The sequence below is a fragment of the Actinophytocola sp. genome, assembly GCF_036378875.1.
GTDB lineage: Bacteria > Actinomycetota > Actinomycetes > Mycobacteriales > Pseudonocardiaceae > Actinophytocola.
In genome coordinates, this window is sequence record NZ_DASUVO010000128.1 from 58,550 (window position 1) to 71,567 (window position 13,018).

Sequence of the window (13,018 nt, forward strand, 5' to 3'; positions counted from 1 at the left end):
TGCAGCACGGATTGCCTGACCTGGAGGTCCAGCAATGTCCCAGGACATCGTCTCGATCGAGCTCGGCCTGCCCCAGGGCGATGTCGTCACGCTGTGGGCGCCGCGCTGGCGTGAGGACGGGGAGGAGTGGGAGGCGTTCCTCGGTCACGAGGACGACCTGTTCGCGTTCCCGGACGCCGCTCACCTGGCCGCCTTCGTCCGCACGGTCGATGAGCACGACCTCGCCGACCACCCGGCGTGGGACGTCGTGCCGCAGCTGTCGGTGCCCGAGCTGCTACCGGACGAGGCCCACACGTACGACCTGGTCGGCGTGCCCGAGCTGGCCGCCGAGGAACCGGACACGTGGACCATCGGTGAGCTGGCCGACATCATCGCGATCGTCCGCTCGCTGGCCGACGTGTGCGAGCTGGACGAGGTGCACGAGGTGCTGAACTCGGCGGCCGGGTTCTCGGCGCTGGAGCAGGGCACGTTCCCGTTCACCGGCCGCGAGGGCGAGAAGCTCTGGACCGACCTGGCGGAGACCATCGCCGAGCGGTGGGACGAGGTCCTGGACGCAATCGACGACGTCGTGTTCACCCCGGAGGTCGACAAGGCGGTCCTCGACCAGACCACCGACGAGCTGGCCGAGTTCCAGGCGGAGTCCGCGGAGGCGGAGAGCGCCCTGGACACCGAGGACGCGGAGGACGCGGAAGAGTCCGAGGACGGCGAGGAGTCCACAAAGGACGACGCGGTCGACGAGGAAGACGAGTCGGACGAGGACGAGGAAGACGACGAGGAGGCCGAGCCGGAGCCGGTCGGCTTCTGGGCCGAGGTCGGCATCGACCCGATCAAGGTCATCACCGCCGAGGCGGAGTACTACACCCTCCGCTGCTACCTGGACGACGAGCCGATCTTCCTGGGCACCAAGGGGAAGATCACCGTCACGAAGTCCACGCGCGCCCTGGCCAAGCACATCGCGCAGGCCGGCGCCGTGGACAACGACCTGGCCGAGGTGTCCACCTGGGAGGACGTGTCCGCCAAGGCCACGGACGGCAGCCTGGACATCGAGGTCGAGACGGACAACACCTACGTGCTCCATGGCCTGGCCGACGACATCGCCGAGGGCCCGGACGCGGTGGACCCGGTGCAGCTGGACCTGGCGGTCGAGCTGCTGAACGACGCGGCGGACTGGGCGGGCGACAAGAGCGTCTCGGAGGCACTGGCCCAGTCGGAAAGCCTGGGCTGGCTGGTCTCCTTCGTCCTGCGGCCGGACCCGACCCGGCTGGCCCCGAGCCCGCCGTTCGACGCGGAGGTCGCGGCCTGGCGCACGCTGGTCGAGACGTTCGAGGAGCGCCTGGACGTGCAGTAGCCGACATCGCCTGGCCCGCACGCGCGGGCCAGGCGACGTCGTCAGCCCATGAGCGCCGCGTAGCCCGGCTTGATGATCTCGTTGATGATCGCCAGCCGCTCGTCGAAGCCGATGAACGCCGACTTCATCGCGTTGATCGTGAACCACTGCAGGTCAGCCCAGTCGTAGCCGAAGGCGTCGACCAGCGTGGCCATTTCCGTCGACGGCAGGCAGTTCGACATCAACCGGTTGTCGGTGTTGACGGTGACGCGGAACCGCAACTTCGTGAGCAGCCCGATCGGGTGCTCCGCGATCGACGGCGCGGCCCCTGTCTGCACGTTCGACGACGGGCACATCTCCAGCGGGATCCGGCGGTCACGCACGTAGCTGGCGAGCCGGCCGAGCTGCACTGTGCCGTCGTCGTCCACCTTGATGTCGTCGACGATCCGGACGCCGTGGCCAAGCCGCTCGGCGCCGCAGTGCTGGATGGCCTCCCAGATCGACGGAAGCCCGAACGCCTCGCCTGCGTGGATGGTGAAGTGCGCGTTTTGCTGCCGCAGGTACTCGAACGCGTCCAGGTTGCGCGTGGGAGGGAACCCCGCCTCGGGGCCGGCGATGTCGAAGCCGATCACGCCGGAGTCGCGGTGCCGGACGGCCAGTTCGGCGATCTCCAGTGATCTGGCGTTCTGCCGCATGGCGCACAGCAGTGTGCCGATCCGGATCCGCCTGCCGGCCTCGAGCGCACGCGCCGTGCCGACCCGGAAGCCCTCCTGCACGGCTTCCACGATCGTGTCGAGACTGAGACCGTTCTCGCAAAACAACTCCGGGGCGTAACGAACCTCGGCGTACACGACGCCGTCCTCGGCGAGGTCCTCCGCGCATTCCGAGGCCACGCGAACCAGTGCGTCGGTGGTCTGCATGACACCGCACGTGTGCGCGAACGTCTCGAGGTAGCGCACCAGCGAGCCGGAGTCCGCTGACTCCGTGAACCACCGGCCCAGCGCGTCGACGTCGCTGGTCGGGAGGTCGCGGTAGCCGCTCGCGTCGGCCAGCTCGATGACCGTGGCCGGGCGGAGACCACCGTCCAGGTGATCGTGGAGGAGGGCTTTCGGGGCGCTGCGGATGGCCTCCGGTGTCATGGGAACGGGGTTCATGCTCGACATGGTGCAACGGTACTCGGCGTGAGGCATCATTCGATCGGGTAACCATCGTACTACCCATTGTCACTGGTAGATGTGGCATTCGCGTCATGGTCTTGCCCCGAACGGCGCAACCTCGGTGTGTCTGGACCGGCAACCAACTAACGGGTGGTGTATGGGCGCGTTCTGGGAGTGGCTAGGCTCAAGCGTCGGCCCTGTCCCTCCCCACGACGAAGGTCACCTCCGTGAACGAGAACAGCAACTCGACGGTGTCGTTCGACCGGATGCGCAACATGTTGGTGCGCGCGGCCGAGATCCGTGAGAGCGAACAGCAGCAGATCTTCGACACGCTGGACGAGATCCACGCGAGGCTGTCCCCGCTGGAGTCCATCGGCGCGGTGCGCAAGCGCCTGTCGGAGATGCCGGACCGCACGGAGATCACCGCCCTGGCGTCGCGGGTCGAGGACGCGCTCGGCAAGCTCGAGGCCCAGGACAGCGCGATCGCCGCGCTGACCCGTGCCGTCGAGAGCATCGTCGACAAGCTGGCCACGCCGTTCGCGCAGCTGGACGGCCGGCTCGACGGGGTGACGGGCCGGTTCGAGGGCGTCGCGGGGCGGATGGACGGGCTCGAGGACAAGCTCGCGAACATCCACCGCCGTATCGACGAGCTGGACGCCCACCTCGACAAGCACCTGGACAAGCAGGACGCGAAGCTCGACGCCCTGCCGGGCAACGTGACCGGCCCGGTGAAGGAGCGGATCGGCGGGGCCGAGGCCGCGCTGCGCGAGCGTGTCGACGCGGCGGAGAACAACCTGCGCGGCCGTGTCGACGAGGTCGACGGCGGCCTGCGCGGCCAGCTCGGCGAGGTCCGCGGCCAGATCGACGCGGCGCGGGACGGTGTGCGCCAGTCGGTGGCCGAGGCGTCGGACCGGGTGCAGGGCAAGGTTGCCGAGGCGTCCGAGACCGTGCAGAACAAGCTGGTCGAGACCGCCGAGGGCCTGCACGCCAACATCGACCAGAAGTCGACCTCGGTGTCGATGAAGGTCGAGGCGTCCCGCAAGGCGCTGCAGGACTCGCTCGACGACACCAAGACGACGGTCGACGGCACCGAGCGGCTCGAGGAGCTGGCCGTCCGGCTGGAGCAGGTCACCAGCCGGCTGGACGGCATGACGACCCGCCTGGACGCGGTCGAGGACGGCTTCCAGTCGAAGATCGCCGACATGGGCACCACACTCGCCGCGAGCCTGGCGAAGGTCGAGGGCGCGGTCACCAAGCAGCCGGACACCGACTCCGTCGCCTCGCTGGTCAAGAAGAGCAACGAGGAGTCCGAGCGCCGGATCGGCGGCCACCTGGACGAGGCCATGGCCACCTTCGCGGAACTGATGATGGGTGGCGGTGCCCAGCCTCCGCGTCCGCCGGCCACCCTCCCGCGCCAAACAGCCCGCCGCCGCAACGGCAAGCCCCAGAAGAACACCCGCCCCGAGGAAACCGACGAAGCAGACATCACCCCCTGACCTCAAGCGAAAGGCCCTCCGCACGCGGGGGCCTTTCGTATGCAAACGCGCAAGTCTCGCGTTCGGCCCCGGCGAGTCTCGCGTCCAGCACCCCCGAGTTACGTTTTCAGGTACATCCTGGGCGTACACGAAAACGCAACTCGCGGGGGCCGAACGCGCGACTCGCGGGGGCCCAAAGCGCGACTCGCGAGTCCAGGCGGGCCTAGTTGGCGGGTTCTGGTTCTCTGAGGGCTGGGCGGGCTTCTGGGGCCGCGCCTCGGCTCGCGTCGGCGGCCAGGTCGTCCGGTTGCGTTTGGGAGTCGCGTTCCGCTTCCACGCGGGCCTTGTACAGCGTCACCTCGCGGGCCACCGTTTCCGGGGACCAGTTCAGTACCTCGCCCATCAGGGCGGCCACCTGCTCCACGCAGTCGACGCCGCGGTGGGGGTACTCGATCGAGATGCGGGTGCGGCGGGCGAGGGTGTCCTCCACGTGCAGCGCGCCCTCGTGGGACGCGGCGTACACGATCTCCACCTGCAGGTAGTCGGGGGCCGCCGTCAGCGGGCGGAGTAACTCCGGGCGGTCGGCGGCGAGCGCGAGCACCTCGTGCACAAGCGACCCGTACCGGTCCAGCAGGTGCCGCACACGGTACGGGTGCAGCCCGTGCTTCGCGCCCAACTGGTCCACCTGGTTCACGAGCGCGTGGTAGCCGTCCGCGCCAAGCAGCGGCACCTTGTCCGTGATCGACGATTGCAGGCGGCCCGGCAGGTCCGGTGACGCGGCGTCGACGGCGTCCGCGGCCATCACCCGATAGGTGGTGTACTTGCCGCCCGCGATGGCCACGAGGCCCGGCGCCACCCGCGCCACCGCGTGCTCCCGCGACAGCTTGGACGTCTCCTCGCTCTCCCCGGCCAGCAGCGGCCGCAGGCCCGCGTACACGCCCTCGATGTCATCGTGCGTCAGCGGGGTCGCGAGCACCGCGTTCACGTGCTCGAGGATGTAGTCGATGTCGGCCTTCGTCGCCGCCGGGTGGGCGAGATCAAGGTTCCAGTCCGTGTCCGTCGTACCCACGATCCAGTGATTCCGCCACGGAATGACGAACAGCACCGACTTCTCCGTGCGCAGGATCAGGCCGGACTCGGACACGATCCGGTCACGCGGCACCACGATGTGCACGCCCTTCGACGCACGCACCCGGAACCGCCCGCGCGACCCGGAAAGCCGCTGCAGCTCATCGGTCCACACGCCGGTGCAGTTGATCACCGCGTTGGCCTTGATCTCCAGCGTGCGGCCGTCCTCCACGTCGCGGACCCGCACACCCGACACCCGGTCCGCTTCCCGGACGAACCCAACAACCTGAGTGGACGGTCGGATCACCGCGCCGTAGTGCGCGGCCGTGCGTGCCACGGTCATGGTGTGCCGCGCGTCGTCGGCCTGCGCGTCGAAGTACCGGATGCCACCGATCAAAGCGGACCGTTTCAGCGCCGGCACCAACCGCATCGCGCCGGCCCGTGTCAGGTGCTTCTGGCCCGGCACCGAGCGTGCGCCGCCCATCGAGTCGTACAGGAACAGACCGGCCGCCGTGTACGGCCGCTCCCACACCCGACGTGTCAGTGGGTAAAGAAAACTCACGGGCTTCACCAGATGGGGCGCCAACCGGGTGAGCATCAGCTCCCGTTCCCGCAGCGCCTCCCGCACGAGTCCGAACTCGAGCTGTTCCAGGTACCGGAGCCCGCCGTGGAAGAGTTTCGACGAGCGGCTCGACGTCCCGGACGCCAGGTCGCGCGCCTCGACGAGCGCCACTCGTAGGCCACGGGTCGCGGCGTCCAGCGCGGTACCGGCGCCGACGACACCGCCGCCGATGACCACGAGGTCGAAGGTCTCCGTGCCGAGTCGTTGCCAGGCCTGTTCGCGTTGGGCGGTGCCCAGCCGGCCGCCGTTGATGTCCGCAGTCACGGCCCCTCCTCGTGCTGTTCACGATGGACGAGACCACGCTACCGGCCGAACCGTTGTTGTGTTGTCTGGACAAGTTGACCTTGGGCTCGTAGCGTCCGATTCAGGGTAGGCACCGGCGCCCCGCCCTTGGCCGGACGGTCCGCCTACCTCTTCGAGCGCGAAGGAGTGGTCGTGGATCTGAACTTCGGCGAGATATTCATCTGGGAACTTCTGGGCACCGCGGGGCTGATCCTGCTCGGCGCCGGTGTCGTCGCCAACGTGGTACTGAAGAACACGCTCGGTACCAAGGGCGGCTGGCTTCTGATCAACATCGGCTGGGGTTTCGCGGTGTTCGTCGGGGCGAGCATCGCCAACCCGTCCGGCGCTCATCTCAACCCGGCGGTCACGCTCGGCCTGGTGGCCGCCGACAAGGCGGAGTGGGCCGACGTGCCCGCCTACCTGCTCGGCCAGATGGTCGGCGCGTTCCTCGGCGCCGTGCTCGCCTGGCTGGCCTACAAGCTGCAGTTCGACACCCATGACGAGCCGCAGAACACGCGGGGCATCTTCTGCACGGGGCCGACCGTGCCGAACTACGCATGGAACCTGGTGACCGAGATCATCGGCACGTTCGTGCTGGTCTTCTGGATCCTGACCAGCCCGGGCGCGGAACCCGGCGCCGAGAACGTCCCGGTGTTCGGCAACGGCGCGCTCGGCTACGCGGCCGTGGCGTTCGTCGTGATCTCGATCGGCGCCTCGCTCGGTGGTCCGACGGGGTACGCCATCAACCCGGCACGCGACCTCGGGCCGCGTATCGCCTACGCCGTGCTACCGATCAAGGGCAAGGGCAGTCCAGAGTGGAACTACTCGTGGGTGCCGGTGGTCGGCCCGCTGGTCGGCGGTGTTCTTGCCGGTCTTGTGTTCCAGATCCTGCCGGCGACGTCCTGAGGAAGAAGGCGAACCAAGATGACGAGCTATGTGGCTGCGATCGACCAGGGCACCACGTCCACCCGCTGCATGATCTTCAGCCATGCGGGTGAAGTTGTGTCGGTAGACCAGAAGGAACACGAGCAGATCTTCCCGAAGGCGGGCTGGGTCGAGCACGACCCCGAGGAGGTCTGGCGCAACACGCGTGAAGTGGCGGCCGGCGCGCTGGCGAAGGCGGACCTGCACGCGAAGGACATCGCCGCGGTCGGCATCACCAACCAGCGGGAGACCGCCGTGGTGTGGGAGAAGTCGACGGGCAAGCCGGTCTACAACGCGATCGTCTGGCAGGACACGCGCACGGACCGGATCTGCGCCGAGCTGGAGGCGCTCGGCGGCGGCCAGGACCGGTACAAGGCGAAGACGGGTCTGCCGCTCGCGACGTACTTCTCCGGGCCGAAGATCCGCTGGATCCTCGACAACGTCGAGGGTGCCAGGCAACGCGCCGAGGCCGGTGAGTTGCTGTTCGGCAACATGGACACGTGGGTCCTGTGGAACATGACCGGCGGCCCGGACGGCGGCGTGCACGTGACCGACCCGACGAACGCGTCTCGCACACTTCTTATGGATTTGTCGACATTGTCGTGGGACTCGTCGATCGCCGACGACATGCGCGTCCCGCTGTCGATGTTGCCGGAGATCCGGTCGTCGTCGGAGGAGTACGGCACCGTGCGCGAACGTGGTGCGCTGGCGGGCGTGCCGATCGCGGGCATCCTCGGTGACCAGCAGGCGGCGACGTTCGGGCAGGCGTGCCTGTCGATCGGCGAGGCGAAGAACACCTACGGCACCGGTAACTTCGTGCTGCTCAACACGGGCAACGAGCAGGTGGCGTCGGAGAACGGCCTGCTGACCACGGTCTGCTACAAGATCGGCTCGGCGAACGCGGTGTACGCGCTCGAGGGTTCGATCGCGATCACCGGCGCGCTCGTGCAGTGGATGCGGGACAACCTGGGCATGATCGCGTCGGCGCCGGAGATCGAGGCGATGGCCGCGTCGGTCGAGGACAACGGCGGTTGTTACTTCGTGCCGGCGTTCTCGGGCCTGTTCGCGCCGTACTGGCGGTCGGACGCCCGCGGCGCGATCGTCGGCCTCACCCGCTTCGTGAACAAGGGTCACCTGGCCCGGGCGGTCCTGGAGGCGACGGCGTTCCAGACCCGCGAGGTGATCGACGCGATGAACGCCGACTCGGGCGTGCCGCTGAAGTCGTTGAAGGTCGACGGCGGCATGGTCGGCAACGAGCTGCTGATGCAGTTCCAGGCGGACATCCTCGGCGTGCCGGTGATCCGCCCGGTCGTGGCCGAGACGACGGCCCTCGGCGCTGCGTACGCGGCGGGCCTGGCCGTCGGCTTCTGGGCCGGGGAGGACGACATCCGCAACAACTGGGCAAAGGACAAGGAATGGGACCCGGCGATGAACGACGCGGCCCGCGAGAAGACCTACAGCCGGTGGAAGAAGGCGGTGACCCGCACGTTCGACTGGGTGGAAGACGAGTGACCTGAGGCCCCGGCTGGCCTCCGGCCCCCTCGAACCACGCTACGGCATACCCCCGACAACCCCGGCGACTCGCACTCGCCAGCGGGGTGGTTGTCCACAGGTGGGGCAGTTGTCCACAGGCAGCCGCCCACCAGCCCGCACACGACGAGAAGTGTCGGTGGGTTGCCGTAGCGTGGAACCGGGGGCCGGAGGCCTAAGCACGATCCAGTCGCAGCTCGTCGGCCCATTCCGAGAAGAACGCACGTAGGGCGGAAATGTCGACGTCGCCGAGGCTCAGGTCTGCGTCCGTGTAGCGCGGGAGAGCGTCGAGAGCTTGAATGAAGTAGGGCTGGTGGAACCCTGGGTTGAGATCGCTGGCCCACTCCAAGAGTCCCGCCTTGCTATATGTGCGAGTCAACGCGAACACATCTACGAAGTCGCGGGCTGCGTACCGGTCGAACAGGGCGACGACCTTGCGGGCGGCCAGCTCTCGCGGAGCGTATGTCGGGCCGGCCAGGCTCATGGTCGGCGGTTGGTCTGGCTGCGCATCCAGGGCGATGTCGACCAACAGATCTTCCGGGCCGGTCACTTGCAGGCGGCAGAAGGTCTCACTGTCTCGGAGCGTCTTGACGGCCCAGCCTCGTTCGTTCGCGGCCGCGATCAGTTCGTCACGCGCCACGACGACGTCAGGCTGTCGGTCGGTGAAGAAGTCCAAGTCCTGGGTTGGGCGAGACGTCAGATGTTGTGCGATGAGCGCGGCGCCACCGGCGAGAACAAAGCCGTCGCTGGCGGGCAGGCTGAAGAAGAGCCTGGCCACCGTGAGCTGGAAGTCGGTGAGAGGAATGTCCTCGGAACTGGTTGTCACTGTGCCGGGACCAGTTCCGAGATCAGCGGCTCCCAGGCCGCACGAACGTCGCGGGGGAGCACCAGGTCGTCCCACAGGTCGACCAGCAGGACGCCGTCGATATAGGTGAGCACGTCCTTTGCGTCGCCCTCTCGCAGCACTGCTTCATATACGCGGGCACGATCCAACCGGTCTCTGAGTCGGTACTCCCGGCCAGGCTGCGACCAGTTCAGCGACAACGGCAACACCACGGTCGCCAGGGCCTTGTGCGGCGGAAGCGAGGGGAACTCGCTCGGAACCTCGTAGACGCGACCTCGGGTGCCCGGGACAGCATGGAACGTGATCTGCGGGCGCACGTCGAGTTCGAACCCTGCCGCGCTCAGTAGGCGCTCAGCGGTGTCGAGCGTCGGCTTCTTCCGGCCGTTCTCATACGCCGACACAGCCGTGCGTGACGTGTGCGCTTGCTGGGCGAGCTGATCCTGAGTCAGGCCGGCGTGGTGCCGTGCTTCTTCCAACAACCTCGCTACGGACACCGTCAGCACCTCCTCGCGACTCAGTCAGGGTATCCAGTTTGATACAGTACGCCGTTCGCGGGCCGGCGTGAAGCAGCCGCCGGCCTCACCTCATCTGCCGCCCGGGGCTTGGCGCATCATCGGGCCTCCGCCTGGGCCTCCGTCGTTGAAGCCGTCTTCGTTGAACCGGCCCGTGGTCTGTTGGTCGCTTGTTGGCACCGGGGCGTCCAGGTTCGCCAGGACTACCTGCTCGCCCGCGGATACGCCCTCCTTGATCTCTGTGCGGGTTGGCCCCACCGCGCCGACCGTTACGCGGGTGACCGTTGTCGTCTGGTCCGCGTTCAGGATCGTGACCGTGTTTCGGCTAACCGCGGACGTCGGGACCGTCAGTACGTCCGCCGCGGTCGCCACCACCACGGCGGCTGTTGCCGAGGTGCCTGCCGCCATGGTCGCCGGGGGTTTGTCGACCGTGATGGTCACCGGGTAGGCGACGGTTTGGGCGGTCTCGTCCGGCAGGGTGCCTACTCGGGTCACCGTGCCCGGCACCTTCTCCGACGTGCCCACCGGGGTCACCGTCGCCGTCTGGCCCACGGCCAACAGGCGAAGCCGCTCCACCGGCACCGTCGCCGACACCTCCGCCGCGCCTTCGCCGATCACCACGGCCACCGCGTCGCCCGCCGACACGCGGTCGCCCGCGGCGGCTGACACCGAGGCCACCGTGCCCGTGATCGGGGACGTCAGTGTGGCGCCGGCCAGTGCCTGTTGCGCCTCCACCAGCTTCACCTTCGCCTCGTCCACCGCCGCCTGCGCCTCCGCGACCGAGTCCGCCGACCCGGACGAGTCAGGCGAGTCCTGCGACGGTGCCGACTGTGCCGCCGACAGCGCGTCCAGCTTGGCCTGCAACGTGTCCTGCGCCGTCTTCACCGCCTGCTGCGCGGTCAGGGTGGCCGAGCCCGCCGCCGCACACGCCGTCGCCGTCGGGTCGGCACACGCCGCCGTCTGCGCCGCGACCGCGTCCGAAGCCGTCTTCAACGCCGCGGAAGCCGCGGACTGCGCTTCCTTCACCGCCTGCACGAGCTGCTCCGACGACGGGCCCGAAGGCTCCGTCGACGCGGACGACGACGCCGCGGACGACGCGTCCGACAGTTTCGACTCCGCATCGTCGAGGTCCGAGGTCGCCTTGTCCACCGCGGCCTGCAGGGACGCCGTGTCCAGCGTGCCCAGCTCCTGGCCGGCGCTCACGGTCGTCCCGATGGCCACCGACAACGTGGTCACCGTGCCGGACGTGCCGAACGAGACGTCCGCGCGGTTCACGTGGTCGACCGTCCCGCTCGTCAACACCGTCTGGGACACGTCGCCGGTGGTCACCGCCGCCACCCGGTACCGGGTGCCCGAGTCGGCACCCGCGACCGTCACCGCCGCGAAGCCCGCCCCCGCCACGGCCAACACGCCGACCGTCCACATCAGCCTTCTCATCATTCGCTCCGCAACGCGTCGATGGGGGTGAGCCGCGCGGCCCTGGTCGCCGGGTACACGCCGAAGCCGATGCCGATCGCCAGCGACACCCCGATGGCCGCCGCGACCGCGACCACCGACACGCTCACCGGCTGGCCGATCAGCTGCGGCAGCGCGAACGCCCCGGCAATCCCCAGCGCCGCGCCAAGCAGCCCGCCGCACGCGCCCAGTACCCCGGCCTCCACCAGGAACTGCCGCCGGATCCCGCCCGGCGTCGCGCCGAGCGCCTTGCGCAGTCCGATCTCCCGCACTCGTTCGGTGACCGCGACGAGCATGATGTTCATGACCCCGATCCCGCCGACCAGCAGGGAGATCGCGGCAACGCCGCCGAGCAGGATGGTCAGCGTCTCGTTCGTGGCGTTCGCGGTCTCCAACAGCGACTCCTGCGTCGCGATCGTGAAGTCGGTGTCGCCGTGCAGGTTCCGCAACAGGGCGTCGATCTCCTGGTAGGCGGCGCTCAGCGTGTCCGGAGTGGTCGCCTGCACGTAGATCGTCGAAACGGACGCGGACGCCGAGCCGGTCAGCGACCTTGCCGTGTCCAGTGTGGTCAGTGCGAGGTCGTCGTCGCTGGACTCGCCCGTCGACGCGAGTACGCCGATCACCGTCATGGGACGCCCGGCCACCGTCACCTGCTGCCCGACCGCCGACCGCCTGCCGAACAGCTCGCTCGCGGTGTCCTGGCCCAGCACCACCACGTCCGTCTCGGTGCCGGTGAAGAACCGGCCCGCCGACAACGTCCGGTTCCGCACCGACAGCCACGACGTGGTCGTGCCGACCAGGCTGGCCGTCCAGTTCGTCGTGCCCGCGACCAGCGCCGCGGACGACGAGACCACCGGCGCCACGGCCTCGACGTCCGGCGTCACCGAACGATCGGCGAGCGCCGTCGCGTCGGTCAGCGTCAGCGTCGACGCCGTGCCGAAACCGCCCCGCACACCGGACGACGACGTGCTGCTGCCCGGCGAGACGATCAACAGGTTGCTGCCGAGCGAGTCGATCTGCTCGGACACACGGGCCTGCGCGCCGAGCCCGAGGCCGACGGTCAGGATCACGGACGTGATGCCGATGACGATGCCCAGCATGGTCAGCACGGACCGCAGCCGATGAGCGCGAATGGCCTCCAAGCCACTCGCGAACGTGTCTCTCCAGTTCATGAGGCCAGCTGCCCGTCCCGGATGAGCACGGACCGCCCGGCACGCCGTGCCACCTCCGCCTCGTGCGTGATCAGCACGATCGTGCGGCCCATCGCGTGCAGCTCGTCGAACAGCCCCAGCACGTCCGCCGATGCCGACGAGTCCAGGTTGCCGGTCGGCTCGTCGGCCAGGATCAACGCCGGATCGGTCACCAGCGCGCGGGCCACCGCGACCCGCTGCTGCTGGCCGCCGGACAGCTCACCCGGCCGGTGTTTGAGCCGGTCGGACAGGCCGACGCGCGCCAGTGCCTCCTCGGCCCGCCTGCGCCGCTCCGCCGGCGGCACGCCAGCGTAGGCGAGCGGCAGCTCCACGTTCCGGCACGCCGTCATGCTCGGCAGCAGGTTGAACTGCTGGAACACGAACCCGATCCGCCGGTTGCGGATGTCGGCGAGGTGCGCCTCGGACAGCTCGGTCACCCGGCCGCCGGCCAGCACGTAGTCGCCGGATGTCGGCAGGTCCAGGCAGCCGATGATGTGCATGAGCGTCGACTTGCCCGACCCGGACGGGCCGGCGACCGCGACGTACTCACCCTCCCCGATCCGCAGCGAGACCCCACGGAGGGCCTCGACCTCGACGACCCCGGTCGAGTACGTCTTACGCACCTCGGTCAT

At 69.0% G+C, this 13,018-nt stretch carries 11 protein-coding genes; 4 read left to right on the forward strand and 7 right to left on the reverse strand.

All coding sequences use genetic code 11. The features are described from left to right. Positions 1-34: 34 nt before the first annotated feature. Positions 35-1,348, forward strand: a complete 1,314-nt coding sequence (locus VF106_RS36455) for a SatS C-terminal domain-containing protein (RefSeq protein WP_330844501.1) — start codon at positions 35-37, stop codon at positions 1,346-1,348. Between the two features lie 41 nt (positions 1,349-1,389). On the opposite strand, the gene VF106_RS36460 is transcribed toward VF106_RS36455, so the two are convergent. After that, entirely contained in the window at positions 1,390-2,490 is a 1,101-nt protein-coding gene (locus VF106_RS36460) for an adenosine deaminase (protein ID WP_330844502.1), read from the reverse strand. Positions 2,491-2,750: 260 nt separating this feature from the next. On the opposite strand from VF106_RS36460, the gene VF106_RS36465 reads away from it, so the two are divergent. Then, complete coding sequence (locus tag VF106_RS36465) at positions 2,751-3,980, forward strand: hypothetical protein (RefSeq protein ID WP_414639148.1); 1,230 nt, start codon at positions 2,751-2,753, stop codon at positions 3,978-3,980. Between the two features lie 202 nt (positions 3,981-4,182). Here the strand turns inward: VF106_RS36465 and VF106_RS36470 are convergent, their stop codons facing one another. After that, positions 4,183-5,913, reverse strand: coding sequence for a glycerol-3-phosphate dehydrogenase/oxidase (locus VF106_RS36470; RefSeq protein WP_330844504.1), 1,731 nt, complete (start codon positions 5,911-5,913; stop codon positions 4,183-4,185). Between the two features lie 177 nt (positions 5,914-6,090). Here VF106_RS36470 and VF106_RS36475 point away from each other — a divergent pair, with 177 nt between their 5' ends. Together VF106_RS36475 and glpK are read left to right on the forward strand one after the other, a co-directional pair. Further along, positions 6,091-6,837: an MIP/aquaporin family protein gene (locus VF106_RS36475; protein ID WP_330844531.1), complete on the forward strand. Its 747-nt coding sequence runs from the start codon at positions 6,091-6,093 to the stop codon at positions 6,835-6,837. Positions 6,838-6,855: 18 nt separating this feature from the next. Further along, complete coding sequence (glpK, locus tag VF106_RS36480) at positions 6,856-8,367, forward strand: glycerol kinase GlpK (protein WP_330844505.1); 1,512 nt, start codon at positions 6,856-6,858, stop codon at positions 8,365-8,367. A gap of 193 nt (positions 8,368-8,560) precedes the next feature. Here glpK and VF106_RS36485 read toward each other — a convergent pair whose 3' ends face one another. From VF106_RS36485 to VF106_RS36505, 5 genes are all read right to left on the reverse strand, one after another. Next, positions 8,561-9,211: a nucleotidyl transferase AbiEii/AbiGii toxin family protein gene (locus tag VF106_RS36485; protein ID WP_330844506.1), complete on the reverse strand. Its 651-nt coding sequence runs from the start codon at positions 9,209-9,211 to the stop codon at positions 8,561-8,563. Then, positions 9,208-9,723 (reverse strand): type II toxin-antitoxin system RelB family anti-toxin, encoded by a 516-nt coding sequence (gene relB / locus VF106_RS36490; RefSeq protein WP_330844507.1) that lies wholly within the window; start codon positions 9,721-9,723, stop codon positions 9,208-9,210. Before relB ends, VF106_RS36485 begins: the two co-directional genes overlap by 4 nt. Before the next feature lie 90 nt (positions 9,724-9,813). Beyond that, positions 9,814-11,178 (reverse strand): efflux RND transporter periplasmic adaptor subunit, encoded by a 1,365-nt coding sequence (locus VF106_RS36495; protein WP_330844508.1) that lies wholly within the window; start codon positions 11,176-11,178, stop codon positions 9,814-9,816. Continuing rightward, positions 11,178-12,368 carry an ABC transporter permease gene (locus VF106_RS36500; protein ID WP_330844509.1) on the reverse strand — a complete coding sequence of 397 codons (1,191 nt, stop codon included), beginning with the start codon at positions 12,366-12,368 and terminating at the stop codon, positions 11,178-11,180. Before VF106_RS36500 ends, VF106_RS36495 begins: the two co-directional genes overlap by 1 nt. After that, a complete protein-coding gene (locus VF106_RS36505) occupies positions 12,365-13,018 on the reverse strand; it encodes an ABC transporter ATP-binding protein (RefSeq protein ID WP_524535867.1) in 654 nt (217 codons plus the stop codon). Before VF106_RS36505 ends, VF106_RS36500 begins: the two co-directional genes overlap by 4 nt.

Excerpts from the sequence above, each read along its gene's own strand:
- VF106_RS36455 (WP_330844501.1), top strand. The coding sequence starts at position 35 with ATGTCCCAGGACATCGTCTCGATCGAGCTCGGCCTGCCCCAGGGCGAT.
- VF106_RS36460 (WP_330844502.1), bottom strand. The coding sequence starts at position 2,490 with ATGTCGAGCATGAACCCCGTTCCCATGACACCGGAGGCCATCCGCAGC.
- VF106_RS36465 (WP_414639148.1), top strand. The coding sequence starts at position 2,751 with ATGCGCAACATGTTGGTGCGCGCGGCCGAGATCCGTGAGAGCGAACAG.
- glpK (WP_330844505.1), top strand. The coding sequence starts at position 6,856 with ATGACGAGCTATGTGGCTGCGATCGACCAGGGCACCACGTCCACCCGC.
- VF106_RS36495 (WP_330844508.1), bottom strand. The coding sequence starts at position 11,178 with ATGAGAAGGCTGATGTGGACGGTCGGCGTGTTGGCCGTGGCGGGGGCG.
- VF106_RS36500 (WP_330844509.1), bottom strand. The coding sequence starts at position 12,368 with ATGAACTGGAGAGACACGTTCGCGAGTGGCTTGGAGGCCATTCGCGCT.
- VF106_RS36505 (WP_524535867.1), bottom strand. The coding sequence starts at position 13,018 with ATGACCGAGGTGCGTAAGACGTACTCGACCGGGGTCGTCGAGGTCGAG.